Annotated in this window: 17 protein-coding genes and 1 pseudogene; 6 read left to right on the forward strand and 12 right to left on the reverse strand. The window is 71.3% G+C overall.

What is annotated here, in order from left to right:
- Positions 1-13: 13 nt before the first annotated feature.
- From ABT063_RS20485 to ABT063_RS20500, 4 genes are all read right to left on the reverse strand, one after another.
- Entirely contained in the window at positions 14-1675 is a 1662-nt protein-coding gene (locus tag ABT063_RS20485; protein WP_351058781.1) for a glycosyltransferase family 2 protein, read from the reverse strand.
- Entirely contained in the window at positions 1672-3864 is a 2193-nt protein-coding gene (locus ABT063_RS20490) for a CDP-glycerol glycerophosphotransferase family protein (RefSeq protein WP_351058782.1), read from the reverse strand. Before ABT063_RS20490 ends, ABT063_RS20485 begins: the two co-directional genes overlap by 4 nt.
- A gap of 125 nt (positions 3865-3989) precedes the next feature.
- Complete coding sequence (locus tag ABT063_RS20495) at positions 3990-4856, reverse strand: ABC transporter ATP-binding protein (RefSeq protein ID WP_351058783.1); 867 nt, start codon at positions 4854-4856, stop codon at positions 3990-3992.
- On the reverse strand, positions 4849-5775 hold the full coding sequence (locus ABT063_RS20500) for an ABC transporter permease (protein ID WP_351058784.1): 927 nt from the start codon (positions 5773-5775) through the stop codon (positions 4849-4851). Before ABT063_RS20500 ends, ABT063_RS20495 begins: the two co-directional genes overlap by 8 nt.
- A gap of 215 nt (positions 5776-5990) precedes the next feature.
- On the opposite strand from ABT063_RS20500, the gene ABT063_RS20505 reads away from it, so the two are divergent.
- Together ABT063_RS20505 and ABT063_RS20510 are read left to right on the forward strand one after the other, a co-directional pair.
- Positions 5991-6617 (forward strand): TetR/AcrR family transcriptional regulator, encoded by a 627-nt coding sequence (locus tag ABT063_RS20505; protein ID WP_351058785.1) that lies wholly within the window; start codon positions 5991-5993, stop codon positions 6615-6617.
- Between the two features lie 38 nt (positions 6618-6655).
- Positions 6656-6883 (forward strand): annotated as a pseudogene (locus ABT063_RS20510) (helix-turn-helix domain-containing protein); the annotation flags it as partial.
- Positions 6884-6920: 37 nt separating this feature from the next.
- On the opposite strand, the gene ABT063_RS20515 reads toward ABT063_RS20510, so the two are convergent.
- Complete coding sequence (locus tag ABT063_RS20515) at positions 6921-7832, reverse strand: LysR family transcriptional regulator (protein WP_351058786.1); 912 nt, start codon at positions 7830-7832, stop codon at positions 6921-6923.
- A gap of 70 nt (positions 7833-7902) precedes the next feature.
- On the opposite strand from ABT063_RS20515, the gene ABT063_RS20520 reads away from it, so the two are divergent.
- The 3 genes from ABT063_RS20520 to ABT063_RS20530 all read left to right on the forward strand — a co-directional run bounded on the left by ABT063_RS20520 (position 7903) and on the right by ABT063_RS20530 (position 10415).
- Positions 7903-8844, forward strand: coding sequence for an NAD-dependent epimerase/dehydratase family protein (locus tag ABT063_RS20520; protein ID WP_351058787.1), 942 nt, complete (start codon positions 7903-7905; stop codon positions 8842-8844).
- A 13-nt stretch (positions 8845-8857) separates the two neighbouring features.
- Positions 8858-9742 (forward strand): aldo/keto reductase, encoded by an 885-nt coding sequence (locus tag ABT063_RS20525; RefSeq protein WP_351058788.1) that lies wholly within the window; start codon positions 8858-8860, stop codon positions 9740-9742.
- Positions 9743-10259: 517 nt separating this feature from the next.
- On the forward strand, positions 10260-10415 hold the full coding sequence (locus ABT063_RS20530; protein WP_351058789.1) for a hypothetical protein: 156 nt from the start codon (positions 10260-10262) through the stop codon (positions 10413-10415).
- A 57-nt stretch (positions 10416-10472) separates the two neighbouring features.
- Here the strand turns inward: ABT063_RS20530 and galE are convergent, their stop codons facing one another.
- The 3 genes from galE to ABT063_RS20545 form a co-directional block, all read right to left on the reverse strand.
- Positions 10473-11465, reverse strand: a complete 993-nt coding sequence (gene galE / locus ABT063_RS20535) for a UDP-glucose 4-epimerase GalE (protein ID WP_351058790.1) — start codon at positions 11463-11465, stop codon at positions 10473-10475.
- Positions 11466-11518: 53 nt separating this feature from the next.
- Positions 11519-13135, reverse strand: coding sequence for a glycosyltransferase family 2 protein (locus ABT063_RS20540; protein WP_351058791.1), 1617 nt, complete (start codon positions 13133-13135; stop codon positions 11519-11521).
- A 75-nt stretch (positions 13136-13210) separates the two neighbouring features.
- The gene (locus tag ABT063_RS20545) at positions 13211-13699 is read right to left on the reverse strand and encodes a MarR family winged helix-turn-helix transcriptional regulator (RefSeq protein WP_351058792.1); all 489 of its coding nucleotides are present in this window, start codon (positions 13697-13699) and stop codon (positions 13211-13213) included.
- Positions 13700-13814: 115 nt separating this feature from the next.
- Here ABT063_RS20545 and ABT063_RS20550 point away from each other — a divergent pair, with 115 nt between their 5' ends.
- Complete coding sequence (locus tag ABT063_RS20550) at positions 13815-14228, forward strand: organic hydroperoxide resistance protein (protein ID WP_351058793.1); 414 nt, start codon at positions 13815-13817, stop codon at positions 14226-14228.
- 24 nt (positions 14229-14252) lie between these two features.
- Here ABT063_RS20550 and ABT063_RS20555 read toward each other — a convergent pair whose 3' ends face one another.
- The 4 genes from ABT063_RS20555 to ABT063_RS20570 all read right to left on the reverse strand — a co-directional run bounded on the left by ABT063_RS20555 (position 14253) and on the right by ABT063_RS20570 (position 21570).
- Positions 14253-15773, reverse strand: a complete 1521-nt coding sequence (locus ABT063_RS20555; protein ID WP_351058794.1) for a hypothetical protein — start codon at positions 15771-15773, stop codon at positions 14253-14255.
- 73 nt (positions 15774-15846) lie between these two features.
- Positions 15847-17127 carry a hypothetical protein gene (locus ABT063_RS20560; protein WP_351058795.1) on the reverse strand — a complete coding sequence of 427 codons (1281 nt, stop codon included), beginning with the start codon at positions 17125-17127 and terminating at the stop codon, positions 15847-15849.
- Positions 17124-19361, reverse strand: a complete 2238-nt coding sequence (locus ABT063_RS20565; protein WP_351058796.1) for a bifunctional glycosyltransferase/CDP-glycerol:glycerophosphate glycerophosphotransferase — start codon at positions 19359-19361, stop codon at positions 17124-17126. The genes ABT063_RS20560 and ABT063_RS20565 overlap by 4 nt, the downstream gene beginning before the upstream one ends.
- 7 nt (positions 19362-19368) lie before the next feature.
- Positions 19369-21570: a bifunctional glycosyltransferase/CDP-glycerol:glycerophosphate glycerophosphotransferase gene (locus ABT063_RS20570; protein WP_351058797.1), complete on the reverse strand. Its 2202-nt coding sequence runs from the start codon at positions 21568-21570 to the stop codon at positions 19369-19371.
- Between the last annotated feature and the right edge of the window lie 80 nt (positions 21571-21650).

Below are 21650 nucleotides of genomic sequence, written 5' to 3' on the forward strand. Positions count from 1 at the left end.
CGGCGCTGAAAAGTCACCTCAGCGCGCTCCTGACCAACCGCGCCGCCCTCCTCACCCTCGGTCTGGCCAGCCGTCGTGCCACCGGACGTATCAGCCTCGCCGTCACCCCCACGGGCTCCCACCGCACCTGGAGGCGGCCGGGGCCGCGGCCCTCCGGTTCCACCGTGACCCGGTGCGGGGTTGCGCCGGCGTGGTAGTCGACGTGGGTGGTGCGGGGCGGGAAGGTCAGGGGGGTCAGGAGGAGGGACGTGTGGGTCAGGCCCTGGTGGGTGAGGCGGAGCAGGGGGTGGCGGGTGCCGGCGAAGCCCTGAAGGGGGAGGGGGGCCGTGGTCAGGTCCAGGTGGACTTGGCCTTCGAAGATTCCCGGGCGGAGGGGGGAGAGACGGAAGGGGACCGTCAGACGGTGGCGGCCGGGGGCCAGGAGGAGGCTTGCGCGTACCGGGCCCACGGGAAGGCGGAGGCCGGGGTCGTAGGTGCGGATGGTGAGATCGAGCGAGGCGCCGGGGCCGTGCGTGAGCTCCGTGATCTCGTGGCGGAACTGGGCGCTCGGGAAGGGGCGCGTGTCCAGGTCCAGGTCGGTGACCTCCAGTTCGCGGCGGGAGGTTTCCGAGGGGGGGACGTGGTCGCCCCAGTACGTTCTGCCGTGCTCGTCCGCCGTCACCTGCCTCGGCGCGACCCCGTGGCCCAGGCCGCGGGCCGCCAGCTGGGCATCCGCCAGGCGGCGGTCGCGAACCAGTTGGAGGACCACGCGTTCGGCACGCGGGAGGCGGGCGTACGCGGAGGGCGTCAGCGTCGCCAGGTACGGGTTCACCAGGTCCGCGAAGGACTCAAGCCATGCCTCGTCGCGGTGGGGCAGGTCACCGGCGTACATGCGGAAGTCGTGCTTGAGGAACTTGTAGTCCTTGTCCTCGCGCAGCGACTCGTGCCCGGACGCGGCCAGGAAGTCGTCGATCAGGTGCTGCACGTGGACGCGGTCGCGGACGTTGGTGAGCTTGTGGCGCTGGTTGGAGATCGACGCCGCTTGCGGGGCCGCCTGCGGGGCGATGTACCAGCGGTAGACCGGCTCGGGGATGATCGTGAACGACTTCGCCAGGCAGTACGCCTGGGCCGTGAACAGCTGGTCCTCGTAGTGGATGCCCTCGGGGAAGCGCAGGTCGTGGCGGTCCAGGAAGGCGCGGGCGTACATCTTGCTCGTCGCCAAGTGCTCGAAGAGGAGACGGGGGTCGGTCTCGATGCCGTCGAGGGTGCGGCGCTCGGTCACCAGGTGCCGCATCCAGGTCGAGCGGCGGCCGCTGTCCGCCCTGACCCGCCGCACCGCTCCCATCGCGAAGTCGATCTCCTGCTCGCGGTGGGCGGCGAGCAGCAACTCGACCGCGTTCTGGGTGAGTTCGTCGTCGCTGTCCAGGAACATCAGGTACGGCGCCCGGGCGATCTCCAGCGCCCGGTTGCGCGGGGCGCTGCAGCCGCCGCTGTTCTCCGGCAGACGGAGGAGCCGGATACGGGGGTCCTGGGCCGCCAACTCTCTTGCCACTTGCGGGGTTTCGTCCGTCGAGTGGTCGTCGCTGATGATGATCTCGATGTGGTGATGGGTCTGGCGGCGGACCGAGGCGACCGCGCGGGGGAGGCGTTCGGCGTCGTTGTGGACGATGACCGTCACGGTGACGTCCGGGATCATGAGGCCTCCTGGGGGGTGGGCGCCGTCGTGCGGTCCTCGACCGGGATCACCGGCGGCAGCGACTCCTCGCTCTCGCCGAGGAAGACACGGCGTACGACCCGTTCGGCGGCGTGTCCGTCGTCGTACTCACAGAACCGGCGCCGGAAGGCGGCCCGGGTCTTTTCCGCGCCCTCGTCGCGCCAGGCGTCCGTGGTGAGGATGTCCGTCAGTTCCTCCTGCGTGCGCGACACCTGGCCCGGTGGTTCGGCCATCAGGTCGAAGTAGACGCCGCGCGTGGTGCGGTACGTCTCCCAGTCGTCGGCGTGGATGACGATCGGGCGGTCGAGGTTGGCGTAGTCGAACATGATCGACGAGTAGTCCGTGACCAGCGCGTCGGCGGCCAGGCAGAGCTCCTCGACGGGGTCGTAGGAGGAGACGTCGATGATCCTGCCCGTGCGGCGCAGGCCCGTCAGGGGGGATGCCGAGCCGTAGAAGTAGTGGCCGCGCACCAGCAGGACCGTTTCCCCGCCGAGGCGGTCGGCCAGGGCGGCGAGGTCGAGACGGGGGGTCCAGCCGGCCTCGTAGTCGCGGTGGGTGGGGGCGTAGAGGATCGCGCGGTGGCCCGGAGGGATGCCCAGGCGGGCGCGGATCGCGCGGATGTCCTCGGCTCCGGCCGCGTAGTAGACGTCGTTGCGCGGATAGCCGTGGTCGAGAGAAATGAAACGGGAGGGGTACGCCCGCTCCCACATGCGGGTCGTGTGGCTGTTCGCGGAGACGCTGTAGTCCCACTTGTCGATGCGGGCGAGCAGGGCGTCGAAGTCCAGGCCCTTCGCGGCGGCCGGGAAGTCCATCTGGTCCAGGCCCATGCGCTTGAGGGGCGTGCCGTGGTGGGTCTGGAGGTGGACCGCGTCCGGGCGTTTGACCACGGCGTTCGGGAAGTTGACGTTGTTGACCAGGTACTTCGCGCTCGCCAGTGTCTCCCAGTAGCGACGGGTGCCGGGCGTGACGTGGTCCGTGCCGGGCGGGAGGAGGGGCGCGTTCTCCGGGGTCACCACCCACACCGGGTGGATCTGCGGGGCGAGTTCGGCGAGCTCGGCGGCGATCGCCGCCGGGTTGCAGGCGACGCCGCGGTTCCAATAGGCCGTGAAGACAGCCAGGTTGGGGTTCACGGGGCGGCTCAGCGCCTTGCGGTACTGGTGGTCGCGGAGCTTGGCCGCGGCAGCGCTCTTGCGGTCCCTGAGTGTCGATCTCACCGCGCGCCGCGCCCGGTTGGCGGTCTGGAAGGCGCGGTACCTGGTGTACGCGCCCTCTTCGAGGAGAGCGCGGCGTATGCCCTCGGGGCCGACGGGGCGCCGGTGGTTCTCGGGACGGTGGCGTACGGCCGCCTGTGACGCCCGGTGGAAGAACTCCCGCGCCACCGGATCCGGCAGGTCGGCGCGGGCGAAGGTGCGCAGGCAGTCGTGGACCATGACGTCGTAGAGGACGGCGTGGGGGGCGGGGCGATCCTCGGTGCGGGCGAGGAGTCGTTCGTAGCGGTCGACGAGGGCGTAGTACTGGTGCGCGGTGCGCGGCGGGAGGCTCTCGGGGCGCAACCGGCGGTCCTCGTACGCGACTTGGTTCAGGCAGGCGATCCGGTTCGCGAGGAGGAGGGCGGTGTACGCCGTGAACTGCTCGTCGTCTGCGGTGAGCTGGTCCTCGTACGTCCGCCAGAAGTCCGTGCGGATCGCGCGGTTGCCCAGCAGCGGGGTCAGGCGGAGGAGCCTCGCGGCGTCGTCGAGGGGCAGGTCGGCGCGGCCCGCGCGGGCGAGGAGGCGGCCGTCCCGGCTGGGCAGCGCGGGCGTGTCCCAGGCGCTGTGGACGTGGTCGAAGAGGAGGACGTCCACCTCGTCCGGCAGCTCCGCGGCACGCTCGGCGACCGTGCGGGGGGAGCCCGGAGGCAGGCCGTCCTTGGCGTGCACGAAGTGCAGCCAGCGGCCGGAGGCCCGCGCGGCGCCCGCCGCCCGGGCCGCGGTGTCGTCCGTCCCGTCCGGCAGGGGCAGTACCAGCGTCCCGGGAGCCGCGTGCGCCTGGGCGGCGTCCCGGGCCCAGGCGCCGACCGCGGCCACGATCACCTCGACGCCCGCCGGCGGCACGGCGGCCAGGGAGTCGAGGAGTCCGGCCAGGTGTCCCTGCGTGTTCGGCCCGTGGACTATGACGCTGAGCTCGGGCATCGCAGGGACTCCTTCACTTCGGCTTCGCTCCCGGTGCACCCTCTTCGGTCATATTGGCATCAATGTGAGGAAAGGGGTGGTCGGGGGTGCGCCTCACGAGGGACGCGCGGGGATGCGCGAGGGCCTCACGAAGGAAGAGGCACCGCCTTTGGTTTCGGCTGGGGCTTCGGCTTGGCCTTCGCGGCCTTGTCCGGCCCGCCCGTGAACGCCTCGTACGCCTCCAGCACCTCCTCCGTCGGCCCGTCCATGCGCAGCTCGCCGCGCTCCAGCCACAGCACCCGGTCGCAGGTGTCGCGGATCGACTTGTTGCTGTGGCTGACCAGGAAGACCGTGCCCGCGTGCTTGCGCAGCTCGCGGATGCGGGCCTCGGAACGCTTCTGGAAGGAACGGTCGCCCGTCGCCAGCGCCTCGTCGATGAGGAGGACGTCGTGGTCCTTGGCGGCGGCGATGGAGAAGCGCAGACGGGCGGCCATGCCGGAGGAGTACGTCCGCATCGGGAGGGTGATGAAATCGCCCTTCTCGTTGATGCCGGAGAAGTCGACGATCTCCTGGTAGCGCTCCTTGACCTGCTCGCGGGACATGCCCATGGCCAGGCCGCCGAGGTACACGTTGCGCTCGCCGGTCAGGTCGTTCATCAGGGCCGCGTTCACGCCGAGCAGGGAGGGCTGGCCGTCGGTGTGGATGCGGCCGTTCTCCACCGGGAGCAGGCCGGCGACCGCCTTGAGCAGCGTCGACTTGCCGGATCCGTTGGTGCCGATCAGGCCGATGGCCTCGCCGCGGTACGCGACGAAGGACACGTTCTTCACGGCGTGCACCTTGCGTACGCCCGCCGCCTGCTCGGCCTTCTTGCGGCGCAGCATGCGGTTGAGGGCGGCGGTCGCGGAGCCGCGGCCGGCGCCGGTGCCGTTGACGCGGTAGACGATGTCGACGCCGTCGACGACGACGGTGGGGATCCTGTCGCCGGTGTAGGGGTTCTCGGTGTTGTCAGCCACGGCCGTACGTCTCCTCAGCCTTCCAGAAGTAGATGAAGCCGCCGACTCCGGCGAGCAGGGCCCAGCCGGCCGCGATCAGCCACACGTGGTGCGGCAGCTGGCTGGAGTGGAAGCTGTCGATCAGGGCGAAGCGCATCAGGTCGATGTAGACGGCGGCCGGGTTGGCCTGGAGGACGGGCGCGACCCAGGACGGCAGGTCGTTGTGCTTGCTGAGCAGGTGGTCGATGCTCCACATCACACCCGAGACGTACATCCACGTGCGCAGGATGAACGGCATCAGCTGTGCGATGTCCGGTGTCTTCGCGCCCAGCCGGGCCATGATCATCGAGACGCCGGCGTTGAAGGTGAACTGCAGCACCAGGGCGGGGATCGCCAGCACCCAGGACGCGGAGACCGGCACGCCGAAGCAGAGCAGGATCACGACCAGGGCGCCCATCGAGAACAGCAGCTGCTGGAGCTGTTGCAGACAGAAGGAGATCGGCAGCGCGGCCCGCGGGAAGTGCAGGGCCCGGACGAGACCGAGGTTGCCGGAGATGGCGCGGGTGCCCGCCAGGATCGAGCTCTGCGTGAACGTCCAGATGAACACGCCCGTCACCAGGAACGGGATGTAGTCCGGCACGCCCTTCTTGGTGCCCAGCAGCACACCGAAGATGAAGAAGTACACCGCCGCGTTCAGCAGTGGGTTCATCACCTGCCAGACCTGGCCCAGCTTCGCCTGGCTGTACTGCGCGGTCAGCTTGGCGGTCGAGAACGCCGCGATGAAGTGGCGCCGCGCCCACAGCTGGCGGACGTACTCGGGCAGGGAGGGGCGGGCACCGCTGACCGTGAGGCCGTGGCGGGCGGCGAGGGCCGCGAGGTCGTCGTCGACGGCGGGTGGGGTCGCTGTCGTCGGGGGCGGTGTGTGGAGGACCTGGCTCACATCCGCTGCTTTCGTTCGGGGGGTGGCGTGGTGCGTGGTGCGTGTCCGTCGCCCGGCGTTTCCTTACGCTTCTCTTCACGTTTTCTTACGTCGGGACGGGACCGTATCGTCGCAACGTGAGCGTAGGCCGATCTGACGTCGGGACGCAACCGTTTCGTCGCGACGGATTGCGTCGGGACGGGACCGTTTCGTCGCAACGCCCTATGCTGGTCCGCATGACGACCAACGCCGACGAGCCGCAGACGCGTCCGCGCCGCCGGGCCCCCGCCGGAGCCGCCGTGCTCCGGGAGGATGTGACGGAGGCCATCCGAGCGGCTGTCTTCGAGGAGCTCGCGGCCGTCGGCTATGCGCGGATGTCCATCGAGGGCATCGCGCGCCGAGCGGGCGTCGGCAAGACCGCGGTGTACCGCCGCTGGCGGTCCAAGCTGCACCTCGTCCTCGACGTGGTCTCGGCGATGGCGGTGCAGGGTCTGCCGGCCCCGGACACCGGATCCCTGGAGGGCGACCTCCGGTTGCTGTACGAGGTGACGTCCCGCGCCCTGCGCCACCCCGTGGCCTCGCAGGTCATCCCCGACCTCCAGGCCGAGGCGGCCCGCAACCCGGAGATCGCCGAGGCCATGCAGAAGGCCCTGCGGGAAGGCCAGGAGGGCGTCGCCAGCAAGATCGTGGTGGCGGCGGAGCAGCGCGGCGAGATCCGTACGGGCTTCGACGACGAACTGGCCCTGGACCTGATCTCGGGCCCCCTGTACTGGCGCTCGGTGGTGATCCGCAGCCCGAAGCTGCCCAAGGGGTATCTGGGGGCGTTGGCGCGGGCGACCGCGGAGGCGCTCAAGGCGCTGTGAGCCACCGAGCGTTGTGAGTCATCGAGCAAGGGGTTGTCATGAGAGTCGTGATCGCCGAGGGCGACGCCCTGCTGATGTGAAGGGCTGGTCCTCCTGTTGACGTCGGCCGGACGCGAGCCGGTGGCCGTCGTCGGCGCCGCCCCGAGGTCCTGTCGGCGCTGTTGGAGCACCGCCCGGACGTGGCCGTGCCGGACGTGCGGATGCCGCCGGACTTCCGCGACGAGGGCCTGCGCGCCGCACTCGACGCGCGCGAGAAGATCCCCGGGCCCCTACAGTTGCGCAGGAGCCGGAGCCGGCCCGCGGTCACGTGTCGTCCAGTGCGGCTGCCTGCTCCTGGAGAGCGTTGATCAGGGTCGCGAGCTGGGGGTGGTCGCGGCGGCGGCTGATCGTGGCAACGCCGATGTGGCGAGTCGGAACCGGCTCCTTGATCGGGACGGTGCGCAGGCCTGGCACCTCCGGGGCCAGCGCGATGGAGGGGATCAGGGAGAGTCCCATGCCTGCGGCGACGAGCGAGCGAGCGAAGAAGTAGTCGGTTGTCGTGCCGCGCATCTCCGGGTTGAAGCCGGCGCGCTCGGCATAACGCCGCAGGTACGCCTCTGTCTTGAGGCAGCCGAGCACCCAGGGCTCGGCTGCCAGTTCGGCGATGTCGAGCGCGGCGCGGCCGGCCAGTCGGTGCCCCTCGGGCAGAACGACGTGCAAGGGGTCTTCCATGAGCGCAGTCCACTCCGTGCTGGAGTTCTGGCTCACGTGTCCGGGCAGCGGGCCGTCGAAGTGATAGGCCAGTGCGAGATCCACGGCCCCTTGCCGGACCAGCGGCAGGCTGTCTTCGGGCTCGCCCTCGCTGATGTGGAGCACGGTGTCGGGATGGGCTGCCGTAAACCGTGCGAGGGCTCCGGGCAGAAGAAACCTGCCGCCGCTGGTGAACGTGGCGACGGTGAGTTGTGTGCGGCCTGTGCCGAGCTGGTCGACCTGCTGTTGTGCGTGCGCAAGCTCCGCGGTGACCGACTCGGCGGCCTGGACCATGATCCGACCGGCCTGGGTGAGGGTGACACCACGTGTGCTGCGCGTTACGACCTGGGCGCCGAGGCTGCGCTCCAGGGCAGCCACGTGCTGGGAGACGGCCGAGGGTGTGAGGTGGAGAGCTGCCGCCGCCTGGTTGAAGCTGCCGTGCTCCGCCACTGCCCGCAGGACGCGAAGCCGCTGCACATCGATCAACAGTATTCCTTAATGCCTATCAGGTAAGTCGGCACTTCTGCTGGTGACATTAGATCGCCAGGATGGGGGCATGCAAAGAATCTGTGTCATCGGCGGCAGTCGGTACTTCGGAAAGCTCCTGGTCCAGCGGCTGCAGGCCGCCGGGCATCAGGTCACTGTGATCAACCGCGGCTCCACCCCGCCGCCCCCCGGTGTCGAGCACCTCGTCGCCGACCGCGACGACGAGACCGCCCTCACCGCCGCCCTCGGCTCCCGCGCCTTCGACGTGGTCGTCGACCAGGTCTGCTACACCCCCGTGCAGGCCGCCATCGCCGCCCGTGCCTTCCGCGGCCGCACCGCTCGGTACGTCATGACGTCCACGATCGAGGTGTACGACCCGGCGACCGCCGCACTGCCCGCAGTCCCGTACGGCACACCCGTGCCGGAAGACATCGTGGACCCCGCCGCCTGGCTGGTACGGATGGACCTGCCCTGGCGCGACGCGGCGTACCTGGAAGCCCACTACGCCGAGGGCAAGCGCCAGGCGGAGGCCGTCTTCACCCGGGACGGCGGGTTCGCCTTTGCCTCCGTGCGCAGCGCCCACGTGCTTGGCGGCGGCGTGCAGGAGTTCACCGGTCGCCTGGCGCACTACATCGAGCACATCGGCCAGGGCACGGAGATCGCCGTGCATGCCGAGGTGCTGCCCACGGTCTTCATCCACTACGAGGAGCTGGCGGACCTGCTGCTGTGGGCGACCACGGCCACCGACTTCACCGGCCCGGTGAACGCCTGCTCCGACGAACTGCTCGACGTACGCGGCCTCGCCGCCATCATCGCCGCGCAGACCGGCCAGGAGCCCGTGTACCGGACCGTCGTCGCGGGGGAGGCGGCCTCCCCCTTCTCCTTCGACCGCCACTACGCCATGAGCAACGCCCGCGCCAAGGAACTGGGCTTCTTCTTCTCCCACGCCACCGACTGGCTGCCGGATGCCGTCGCCGAAGCCCTCGACGTATCCGCCATCCCTGCTGCCTGAGGAACAATCCGCCATGGAGTACCGCACCATCGGGAACACCACCGTCAGCGCCGTCGGCCTGGGCGCCATGCCGCTGTCCATCGAGGGGCGACCGGACGAGAAGCGGGCCATCGCCACCCTCCACGCCGCCCTCGACGCGGGTGTCACGCTCATCGACACCGCCGACAGCTACCACTGGCACGTCGGCGAGAGGGGCCACAACGAGCTCCTCGTCGCCCGCGCCCTGGCCCGCTACGGCAGCGACACCTCCGGTGTCCTCGTCGCCACCAAGGGCGGCCGCGGCCGGCCCGGCGACGGCAGCTGGACGGTCACCGGCACCCCCGGGCACCTCAAGCACGCCGCCGAGGCATCCCGGAAGCGATTGGGCGTCGAGGCCATCGGTCTCTACCAGCTGCACAAGCCGGACCCGGCCGTGCCCTGGGCCGACTCCGTCGGCGCACTGCTCGAGCTGCTCGACGCCGGGACGATCCGCGCCGCTGGGATCTCCAACGTGAACACCGCCCAGATCCGCGAGGCGCACGCGATACTCGGCGACGGGCTCGTCTCCGTGCAGAACCAGTACTCCCCCGCTGTGCGCAGCAGCGAGCCCGAACTGCGGCTGAGCGCGGAGCTGGGCCTGGCCTTCCTGCCCTGGAGCCCGCTGGGTGGCATCTCCCGCAGCTCCCTCGACGGCCCGTCGGGCCCCACCTCCGCGGGCACAGCCTTCCACCGCATCGCGGCCGAGCGCGGCGTGAGCCCGCATCAGATCGCCCTGGCATGGCTGCTCACCCGCTCCCCGGCAACGATCCCGGTGCCGGGAGCCAGCCGCCCGGCATCCATCCGGGACTCGGCCCGGGCCGCGGATCTCAAGCTGAGCACGGCGGAGCTGACGCAGCTTGACGATGAGCTGCCGAGCTGAACAGGCACCGCTCGACATCCGCTGTGGCGGACGTCGCTGGGCTCCTCGGAGGCAGCTGCTGATCTCCAGCAAGCGGCTCGGATCGAGTCGGCGAGGCAAGGACCACGAAGCCGCTGCTGGACCGCACCACGGTGAACGCGCCCCGCGCCGTGTGCGCAGTCACAAGCCAGCGAACCACATCAACTGAGATCAGAAGCGAATCGGACTGGATCATCTGATACAGGGACCAGATCCATCGAGACGGGACATCGAGGTACATCTCTACACTCAGTGCCCTGCGTCATGGAAAGTCGAGCGTGCGCCATCGAAGTTTGACCATCGGCCGAGGTACTTCGCGCGCCCCACGCTGGGGCGTCTTCGTATCCATTGAGAGGGATCCGCAGCGCGCGGCTCGTCTGCCTGAGGCCGAGCGGATCTCCCAGGACGACACCGCCGGGGAAGCCACGTTCCGAGCCGCCATGGCAGAGAGCAACGCGATTCTGCGCGAGGCTGAGCGGAGATCGCACGGGAACTCGTCGTGCTCGCCTCGTTGGGCCAGGACCCGGGCGACGGGGCCGGTGTGACGAACCCGCAGGGTCTGAGGGGGATCGCCGTGGCGCCGCTCATGGTGTGGTGCCAGGTCATCGACTATCGGAAGCGCGTGTACGTCCAACGTGTGACCTGGCTCGGATGAGTTCGAGCCGCCGCCCGGCAGGCGGCGGCTCCCAGGCAGCGAGGCCGGCGAGGCCGATCAGTCCCGCGCCGCCTCCGGATGCAGCCGTACCCAGCCCTCCCACGCCGACGTGATCATGTCCTGGACGTCGTGCTTGGCCGTCCAGCCCAGTTCCGTGGCGGCGCGGTCGGCGGAGGCCACGACGCGGGGTGGATCGCCGGGGCGGCGTGGAGTGACCGTGGGGGGACGGTCGTAGCCGGTGAGGGCGTTGATGTGGTCGATCATCTCGCGGACCGAAACGCCTTCCCCGCGCCCGATGTTGAGGGTGAGGTCGCGGCCGGGGGAGGCCTGGAGGGCGCGGGCCGCCGCCACATGGGCCTCGGCCAGGTCGACGACGTGGATGTAGTCGCGCACGCAGGTCCCGTCGGGGGTCTCGTAGTCGTCGCCGAAGATGCGCGGGGGCGCATTCTCCGTCAGTTTCTCGAAGACCATGGGGATGAGGTTGAAGACGCCGACGTCCGCGAGCTCCGGGCTCGCCGCGCCCGCCACGTTGAAGTAGCGCAGTGACGCCGTGGAAAGGCCCGTCGCCCGGCCCGTCGCCCTGACCAGCCACTCGCCGGCCAGCTTGGTCTCTCCGTACGGCGACATCGGCACGCAGGGCGTTTCCTCCGTCACCAGGTCGCCGTAGCGGGCGGCGTCCGGCATGCCGTACACCGCCGCGGAGGACGAGAGCACGAAGGAGGGCACGCCGGCCGCCGTCACGGCCTCCAGGAGCACGCGCAGGCCCTCGACGTTCTCCCGGTAGTAGCGCAGCGGCAGGTCGACCGATTCGCCGACCTGCTTCTTCGCCGCCAGATGGACGACGCCGGTGACGCCGTGGTCCGCGAGGGCGCGGGCGACGCGGTCGCCGTCCAGGATCGAGCCCACCACCAGCGGGACCCCTTCGGGGACGCGCTCGGCGATGCCGGTGGACAGGTCGTCGTACACCACCGCCCGCTCGCCCGTCTCCGTCATCGCCCGTACGACATGCGCCCCGATGTAGCCGGCGCCTCCGGTGATCAGCCAGGTCATGTGCGGCCGCCCTCTCATCGGTCAAAGGTCGGTCAAAAGTGAGGTACCAGTCATCAGTGAAGCAGGTGCCGGAGTCTGCGACGGGCAACCGCGACAATTCCGCGTGAACCGGTGGCGACTCGCAGTGCCAGGGCGCCGGAGTGCGTGGCGTACGGCTGCACCAGCACCACGCCGTGACGGGCGCTCAACACGGCACGACGGCGCAGCAGACCGGCGCCCGCCAGCGCGTGCGCCGTGACGTCGCGGTGCGCGCCGTCGCGGAAGACGAGGCGCAGGCGCAGGTCCCAGGTGCCCGCGCCGAGCGCGGCCGCGTCGACCGTCGTCTCGGCCGACCATTTGCCGTCGGGGGTGGGCGCGAGTGCGGTCGTACGGCTGTGACCCGCGTGGCCGTCCCCGCGGCGCCGCCACTCCACCTCTACCGTCTCCGGGCCCGATTCCCCGCCCGCCTCGGACAGCCGGCCGTACAGGTCGTGCAGGCGGAGCCGCAGGCGCAGGCGGGTGGCACGCGCGCGTGGGCGCAGTTCCGCGTCGACGGCGAGGGGGAGGAGGCGGACGGGGCGGGTGAGGAGGGGTTCCAGGGTGATCCGGGGAAGGTCGGCCGACCAGACGGGGGTGCCGTCGGAGGCGTGCGCGTAGGGAGGGAGGAGGCGTGCGGGGCGGGCCGCGAGGTCCCGGAGGCGGGGCAGGTCGCGCGGCTCGGGGGAGGCGAGGACCACGCGGGCGAGGATGCGACCGGGCGCGGTGGGGTTGCCGGCCCAGTCGGCCGCGTCGTACTCGGCGAGGTACGCCCGAGTGTGCGCCCACCACGCACGCCGGTAGTGCGCGTCGTGCAGTCCCAGCTCGCGCACGTACATGCGCAGCTCGTGGTCGAGGAACTTCGCGCGTGCCGCCCGTGCGAGCGCCTTCTGTCCGGCGGTGAGGAGGATCTCGTACGTCAGTCGGCACGCGTGCGTGCGCGCCTGCCAGTTCTCGATGCCGGCGCGGTCCAGGGAGATCGACAGCCGCTCGGCGGACCGGCGCACATGCCAGACGTACACCGTGTCCGGGACGAGGGCGATGCGTGGGCCGGCGGCCAGCATGCGCGCGGTGAACACGAAGTCCTCGTACGGGAAGCGGCCTTCTGGGAACCGGATGCCGTGCGCGTTCAGGAAGTCGGTGCGGTAGAGCTTGTTGACGCAGAGGGTGTCGTGGACCAGCCGCGGGCGCAGTGCGGGGCGCTCGATCACGGCGTGCGCCGCGTAAAGGGACGCCTGCCAGGGCACTTCACGCCCTTCGGGCAGCTCCCGGCGCACACACAGGCCGCCCGCCACCTCCGCGCACGCCTCCGTCGCCGCCGTGAGCAGTGCGTCCACCGCGCCGGGCGGCAGGATGTCGTCGCTGTCCAGGAACATCACGTACGGCGAGGTCACCGCGTCGAGTCCGGTGTTGCGGGGGGTGCCGCAGCCGCCGCTGTTGGCCGGGCGGCGGATGAGCCGTACCCGCGGTTCCGTCGCGGCCAGGGCGGCGAGCAGGTCCGCGCTGCTGTCCGTCGAGCAGTCGTCGACGGCGACGACCTCGGCGACGGCGGGGCCCTGCGCGAGTGCCGAGCGGACGGCGTCTGTCGCGTGGGAGGCGTCGTTGTGGCCGATGACGACGACGGCGACCTGCGGAGTGCCGGTGGGACGTTTCATCACGACGGATCGTAAGTCGGGCGAATGCCGTGACAGCGCTGATACGCCGACAATCCATGACTCACCACGAGCTTGCTACTCGCAGCCCGGCGTCTCCCCCAGTGCGGCCGCGTCCAGCGTCGTGGTGAGTTGGTCGAGGCGTTCGCGCAGGTCGCGGATCTCGTCGAGGTCGAAGCCGGTCGCGGCGGCGATCCGGCGCGGCACCTGAAGCGCGCGCTCGCGCAGCGCCACGCCCTCCTCGGTCAGCCGTACCTCCACCGAGCGTTCGTCGCGGGCGCTGCGCTCCCGGCGGACCAGACCGGCCGCCTCCAGTCGCTTGAGCAGCGGCGAGAGCGTGCCGGAGTCGAGGCGCAGATGCTCGCCCAGCTTCTTCACGGGCAGCTCGCCCCGCTCCCACAACACCAGCATCACCAGGTACTGCGGGTACGTCAGTCCGAGCTCCTTGAGGACCACGCGGTAGACGCCGTTGAAGGCGCGTGAGGCGGCGTGCAGCGAGAAGCAGATCTGGGAGTCCAGGCGCAGCCAGTTCTCCTCGGTGGTGGCGGGTGTCGGCGTTCGAGTCATGTCTCCAGGATAGCTCTTGCGAGCCATTCAGTTGTGGGCAATTGAATTGTGTGCTCTACTTGTGGTCGTGAGGCGGCCCGTCCGGGCCGCCGCAACGTGAGAGGGATGGTTTTCCATGGACGCGCTCTACACCGCTGTCGCCACCGCCACCCACGGCCGTGAGGGCCGTGCCGTCTCCTCCGACGGCAAGATCGACCTCGCGCTCGGCATACCGGTGGAGATGGGCGGCAACGGGCAGGGCACCAACCCGGAGCAGCTGTTCGCCGCCGGTTACGCCGCCTGCTTCGGCAGCGCCCTCGGCCTCGTCGGCCGTCAGGCCAAGGTCGACGTGAGCGACGCCGCCGTCACCGCCGAGGTCGGCATAGGCAAGCAGGGTGAGGGCTTCGGCCTCAAGGTCACCCTCCGCGTCGAGCTGCCCGACACCGTGGACGAGGCGACCGGCCGCAAGCTGGTCGAGCAGGCCCACCAGGTCTGCCCCTACTCCAACGCCACGCGCGGCAACATCGAGGTCGACCTCGTCATCGAGTAACCGCCGGAATACCCCGTACACACCTCACCCGACCCGCGCCAACACCTCCCCCGTCCGCCTGCTCCACGCCACCACGACCGCCTCCTCGGGCACCGGGTGCCAGCGCGTCAGCAGCAGCCAGCGCACGCGATAGCGGCGGGCGACGGCGGTGCGTTCGGCGCGGGTCGAGGCCGGGGCGAGGTAGGCGCGGACGTCCGCGACCCGCCGCAGCCGCTCCCGTTCGTCCAGGGCCGCGTCCGGCCAGGCGGGCGCGGCGAGGTTCGGGCCGTATCCCGCGATCGCGTGCACGGAGTAGTAACCGTCGGTGATCACGACCTCGCCGGGTTCCATGTGCCGCGCGGCCCACTCGTACGACGGCCAGCGCGGCGGCTGCGCGAAGCCGACGGGGTCCAGCGAGCGCGGGACGACCGCCCCGGCGTGGACCGTGAGGAAGCCGGCACACGCCCCGGCCGCCGCGGCCCCGCCCAGCACCCGCCGCCACGCCCCCCACGGCCGCGGCGCCGCCAGCTCCACCGCCAGCGCGAACTGCAGGGGCACCAGCGTGAGTCCGAGGATCCTGCCGTACGTGTAGTGCCCGCTGACCCAGCCGTACGCCACGACCAGGCAGTCGAGGGCGAACATCAGGACGAGGGGATCGCGCGCAGAACGCCTGCCCCGCAGCCACAGCGCCGGCAGCCCCAGCAGTGCCAGCCCGAAGTGCCCGTCGAGATCCCGGTAGAGCCGCCGGTGCATCGCGTCCACGCTGCCGTCCCCGGCCAGCGCGAGCACGTCGAAGTACGGCCAGCAGGCGGCGACCAGCAGCGCCGTGACACCCACCAGCGCCCACCGCCCCACGACGGCCGCGGACCGGCCCCGCTGCCATCCGGCGACCAGGGCCACCGCCCCCAGCACGGCCGCCACCGCCGTGATCGGGTGGATCAGCAGGATCACCCCGTACAGCGTGCCGAGCCCGGCGTACCCCACCGCCCGCCCACCGTCCCGAGCCCGTACCCCCGTAACCCCCCAGGCCCAGAACGCCAGCCCGATCGCGAACGTCGACGGATACCCCAGATTCCCCGTCATCGACATCAGCCCGAGATACCCGCTCCACCACGCCCGCTCGGTCCCCCACAGCAGCGTCATCGCGGCCAGCGCCAGCACCGGCGCCCACTGTCTCGGCGTCAGCACGCGCACGAAACGGCCGATGCCCACCAGCAGGACCAGCAGGTTCACCGGCCCGGCGAGCCTCACCACCTCCCACCCGCCCAGCCCCGTCAGCCGCGCGAACGCGCCCTGCGCGACCGCGTACGGCGAGTAGTACGGGCTGCCCGCACCCGGCAGATCGGCCATGGGGTGGCGCGGGTGGAGCAGGCCGTCCTTCAGACGTTCGACGACCGCCGCGTGCTGCCCGGCGTCGCAGCACAGCGGCACGCGCCAGTACGCCAGCGACATCACCAGCCAGAACAGGAACCCGAAGACCTGGTACGGGGTCGGACGCCGGCGGCGGCCGCCGCGCAGTGCCGTCGCACCGCGCACGGTCCGCCGGACCAGGACGCCGGCGCTCATCGGACGGGGGAGACACAAAGGGGCTGAAGCATTGGCCGTATGTTCCCGCCCAGGTCAACGGCTTAGCCGTACGTCACCTCATCGAGTGAGCCCGATCGGGGTGCCCCTGTGCCGGCATCACCACCCGGTCCCGCAGGACGGATTCCAGCAGCAACGGCACCCCCACCACCGGCAGCAGCCACGCCAGCACGATCAGCCGCTCGCCCCAGATGTTGATGTCCGGATGCCCGGCCTGCGTGAGGATCCCGGTGAACGCGGCCCCCAGCAGAAACCCGCCGAAGGCCCGCCGCCGCCCCCGCCACACACCCCAGGCCCCGGCGGCCAGCGCCGCCAGGAACAGCGGCTCCCACAACTGCCGGCGCAGCCACTCCCCCCAGAAGTTGACCTGGAGGTGCAGGAACTCCGGCCACGGACTCGTCCGGTCGGGCCGGGCGAAGTGACCGGTGAGCAGATCCTGCAGGCTCTCGGACTCGGACGGATAGTGCAGCACCTTCGCCAGCAGCATCGTCCCGGCCACCGCACCGCAGCCCACGACCGCGAGCGCCACCACCCCGCGCCCCGGAGCCGCCCCCCGCCGCCACCGCCGTACGGCGATCACCGCCCCCGCCCCCGCCAGGCACACCCCCAGAAACAGCGCCTGCGAGTGCTTCACGGTGAACAGGGCCAGCAGCGAGCCGCCCACCAACACCAGCCCCGTCCGCTCCCGATGCCCGTGCAGCACCAGCGCGCACCCCCACACCGCCGCCAGGGTCAGCGCCAGCAGCAGCCCCTCCGTCATCGGCCGCATGGCGGTCGTCCCGCACGGCAGGACGTAGTACAGGGCCTGCCCGGTCAGCGCGAGCGGCACCGGCACGGACAGCGTGCGCAGAATCAGGAAGACGAGCACTCCGGCCGCGACCGCGATCACGACGCCCGCCGCCCACAGCCCCCACTTCACGCCGAACAGAACGAGGAACGGCACCAGGAACGCCGGATACCCGGGCCGCACGTCGAAGATCCGCATGAACCGTTCCGGCATGAACGGCACCGTGTGCCCGCCGGTCTGCCCCGCCCGCAGCCGCGGGTCCACGCCCCGCCACTCGGCCGCCCGGCAGTCCTCCCTGACCTGCCGGGTCGGGCTCGGCGCGTGGAAGCGCACCACGTTGACCTTCTGGTTGCGGTGAGCGATCGACGCCTTGCTCGCGCAGACGTAGTCGATGGTCGCGGCCGCCGCCTCCCGCTTGTTGTCGCCGCGCAGGCTCAGGGCGTACGACAGGTAGTTCTTGGAGTCGGGGGTGTCCCGGCCGGAGACGTTCGCGAGCTGGAGCACGGCGAACACCGCGGCCAGGACCAGCACCCAGGTGCGCGGCCTCACGAGGAGGTCAGCAGGTCACGGTCGGCGGCGGGCGCCCGCAGCGGCTCGGGGACCGGCGCCGGTCCGGGCACCCACCCGTCCTCGCCGAGCAGCAGCGTCCGTACGGCCCGCTCGGCGGCGCCTCCGTCGTCGTACTCGCAGAACCGGTCCCGGAAGGCGGCCCGCAGCCGCGCCGACTCCTCGTCCTGCCAGGTCCGGGAGGCGAACAGCCACGCCAGTTCCCGGTAGGAGCGCGAGACATGGCCCGGTGCCTCGGCGGTGATGTCGAAGTAGGTGCCCCGGCTCGCCGCGTACGCGCCCCAGTCGTCCGCGTGGACCACGATCGGCCGGTCGAGGAGGGCGTAGTCGAACATCAGGGCCGAGTAGTCGGTGACCAGGACGTCGGAGGCGAGCAGGACGTCCTCGACGTGCGGTTCGTCGGTGGCGTCGACCAGGATGCCGCGCCGGTGCAGCTCGGCGAGGCCCATGCCGCGGGCCGGGCCGGTGGCGAGGGACGGATGCAGGCGGACGACGAGGGTGTGTCCGGCGCCGAGGTCCTCGGCGAACCGGGCCAGGTCGACGCGGTCGACGTGACCGCCCCGGCGGTAGTCGCGGCGGGTGGGCGCGTACAGCACGACCGTGTGGTCGGCGGGGACGCCCAGCCGGGCACGGACGGCCTCGCAGTCCCCCGGCCGGGCGTTGACCAGCGCGTCGTTGCGCGGGCTGCCCGTCCGCAGCGATGTGAAGTGGCACGGATACGCCCGCTCCCACACCAGCTCGGAGTGGCGGTTGGCGACCAGGCTGTAGTCCCAGCGGTCGGCGCGGCGCAGCATCTGCGGCACGTCGACGCCGTGCCGGGCGCCGGGCTTGGTGAGCAGGTCGGCGCCCATGTACTTGAGCGGGGTGCCCTGGTGGGTGTGGATGTGGACGCTGCCGGGGCGCTTGGGCAGGGAGCCGGGCCAGTTGACGTTGTTGACGAAGTAGGTGGCCCGGGCGGTGATACGGCGGTAGCGCGGGGAGTCGAGGAGGACGTGCTCGACGTCCGGCGGGAGCAGCGCGGCCTGCGCTGCCTCCTCTTCGTCCCGGACCACCCACACCCCCCGCAGGTGGGGGGCGATCTCTCGCGCCTTGTGGTAGATCGCGGCCGGGTCGCCGAGGACGCCCCGGTGGGAGAAGGCCGAGTAGACGACGAGGTTCGGGTCGAGGGAGCGGCGTGCGGACAGCGCGGACCGGCCGCGTGCCATCCGTACGCCCGCCGCCCGCCGCACCTGCTGCGCGCGCCGACCGGCTTCACGAGCGGCCCGCCCGGCCTGCCGCTTGGCCGTGTACAGCGCGTAACCGCCTTCCAGCACGCGCAGTTCTGGGGCTACGGAGGTGCCTGGCGGCTTGTGTTCGCGGAACATCTCGGCCGTACGGCGGAAGAACTCGCGTTTGTCGGACGGGGGCAGCCGGTCCGGCTTGGAGAGGATGTCCAGGCAGTGCTCGCCCATCTTGGCGTGCAGATACGGCCGCCAACTCGCAAGCTGCGGCCGGGAGTCGACGTACGCGAAGACCCGCTGGTACTGGTCGTGGATGTCGAAGTGCTTGCGGCTGGTGGTGGACAGGATGTTGCCCTGGCGGCGCTGGCGGTAGTTCAGGCAGATCCGGTCCAGCGTGGCGATCCGCTCGGCGCTGAGCAGCACCGGGAAGGTCCAGGGCGTGTCCTCGTAGTAGCCGGGCGGGAAGACGAAGCCCCCGCGCTCGACGAAGTCGCGGCGGTAGACCTTGTTCCACACCACCATCAACAGGTCGAGGATCTCCGGGCGTTCGGCCACCGTGAAACAACCACCGCCGGCCTCCGCGAGCACATGCGCGAGCACGTTCCGGCGCGTCCCGCCCCACCAGTACGTGCGCGCGTAGTCGAAGATCAGCACATCCGGATCGGAGGTCTCCTCCAGCCTGTCGGCCATCGCCCGCAGCGCCCCCGGCGTGAGGGTGTCGTCGCTGTCGAGGAAGAACAGGAAGTCGCCGGTGGCGTGCGGCATCCCGGCGTTGCGGGCGCGGCCGAGACCGACGTTCTCCGGCAGGTGCAGCACACGGACGCGCGCGTCGCGGGCCGCGTACTCGTCGAGGATCGCGCCGCAGCCGTCCGGCGAGCAGTCGTTCACGGCGATGACCTCGATGTCCCGGTAGGACTGCTCCAGAACCGAGTCGAGGCACTCGCGCAGGAAACCCTGCACCTTGAAGCACGGGATGATCACGCTGAAGCGGGGCACTGCGGGGTCAGCTCCTTACGAGGGTGGCGGCGGCGGGCGCCGGGACGCGCTCCGCGAGCGGGATCACGGGCGGGATCGCCTCCGGCGGCTCGCCCAGGAACACCCGGCGTACGACGCGTTCGGCGGCGCGTCCGTCGTCGAACTGGCAGAAGAGCTCACGGAAGCGGGCCCGTTGCCCGGCCGACCGGGAGTCCGTGTACGAGCCGTCGCGGAAGACCCGCGCCAGGTCCTCCGGCGTCCGGGCCACCGGGCCCGGCGGGTCCTGCAGGAGGTCGAAGTAGACACCGCGCGTCTCTCGGTAGACCTCCCAGTCGTCGGCGTACACGACGATCGGCCGGTCCAGGTTGGCGTAGTCGAACATGATCGACGAGTAGTCGGTGACGAGCGCGTCGGCGGCCAGGCAGACGTCCTCGGAGGAGCGGTGGGCGGTCACGTCGATGATCCGGCCGCTGCTCTTCTTCCCGCCCCGGTCGTAGAAGTAGTGGGCGCGCAGCAGCACGACCACGTCCTCGCCGGCCTCCTCGCAGAAGGCCTCCAGGTCCAGCCCGGTCTCGAAGCCGGTGTGGTGGTCGCGGTGGGTGGGGGCGTACAGCACGGCCGTCCTGCCCTCGGGGACGCCCAACTCCCGGCGGATCCGCGCCACATCGTCCGCCGTCGCCGTGTAGTACACGTCGTTGCGCGGATAGCCGTACTCCAGGTGCTCGTACGAGCCCGGGAAGGCGCGCTCCCACATCTCCGTGGAGTGGCGGTTGGAAGAGAGGTTGTAGTCCCAGCGGTCCACGCGGCCCAGCAGCTTGGCGAAGCTGCCGGTCGCGGCGGCCACCACCGGATACGTCGACTGGTCGATGCCCATCGTCTTCAACGGCGTGCCGTGCTGCGTCTGGACGTGCACGCTGCCGGGGCGCTTGACCACGCCCTCCGCGAAGTTGGCGTTGTTGATCAGGTACTTGGCGCGGGCCAGCACCTCCCAGTAGCGGTGGCTGCCGATGACGGCGTAGTCGATGCCGTCGGGCATGGCGTGCGCCTGGTCGGGCTCCACCAGGAACACCGAGCGGATGTGCGGCGCGAGTTCGCGGGCCTTGGCGTGGATCGCGGCCGGGTTGCAGGCGTAGCCCCGGCCCCAATAGGCGCAGTACACGGCGAGGTTGGGATCCAGGGGGCGGCGCAGATGGTGGTGGTACAGCAGCCGGGTGCGCAGCATGTGGGGGCGCGGGAGGTGCTCCAGCGTCCTGGAGGCCTGCTGGTTGGCGCCCCGCAGCGCACGGAAGGCCGCGTACGAGCCGCTCGCCAGCAGCCGGTGCTGCACGCCCGGGCTGCCGCCCGGCACCCGGAACCCGGCGGGGCGGTGGTGCCGGTACAGCCTGCTCGCCCGGCGGAAGTAGGCGCGGCGCTGGGAGGGCAGTCGGCGGGGGTGGGCGGCGGTCTTCAGGACGGCGGCGAAGAGGTGATCGAACAGGGCGTGCAGCCGCTCGCCGGACAGGCCCTGCTCGGCGGCGCGGGTGAGCACCAGGTCGGCCTGGTCGAGCAGTTCGAAGTGGTGCTCGCCCGGCAGGTTGAGCCGGTTGCCCTGCCGGCGCACCAGATGCCGTACGACGACCGAGCGCTCCACCGCGACCCGCTCCGCCTTCAGCGCGGCCAGACCGCCGAAGCCGATGTCGGTGAAATGGCCGCCGGGGAAGTGCAGTTGGTGATCGGTGACGAAGGCGCGGCGGTAGGCCGCGCTCCACGCCGGGAGCTGTACGCCGGTCAGCTGCGGGGCACGGTCGGGGGAGAAGACGCCGGGGGGTGCCGTCGCGAGCACCGGTGCCGCCGGGTTGCTCGGCTCGCCCTCCCACCACGGCGTGCGCTCGTGCTCGAAGTGCAGCACGTCGATGTCGCCGGTCTTCGTCAGGCGCGCGTCGAGCGCCGCCAGCGCACCAGGGACGAGGACGTCGTCGCCGTCGAGGAACAGCAGATACGCGCCGGTCGCCGCCCGCATCCCGGTGTTGCGCGCCCCGGCCAGGCCCGCCGACGGCGGCGAGTGCACCGGGGCCACCCGGGAGTCCCGGCGGGCGTGCCCGGCGACGACGTCCGCGGCGGGGGAGCCGGGCGCGTCGCAGACCGGGATCAGCTCGAAGTCGCCGAAGGACTGGGCGAGGACCGAGTCCAGCGCCTGGGCCAGCCGGCCCGCTACCCCATGGGACGGGACGATGATGCTGAAGCGGGGCATTCTGCTCTTTCTGTGGGTGTTCTCGAGGTCCGTGAGGAGCTATGGCGCCTCACGCGGCGCTGGGCCGTCCGGACGGACGC

Source organism: Streptomyces sp. NPDC002838 (genome assembly GCF_040295365.1).
Classification (GTDB): Bacteria; Actinomycetota; Actinomycetes; order Streptomycetales; family Streptomycetaceae; genus Streptomyces.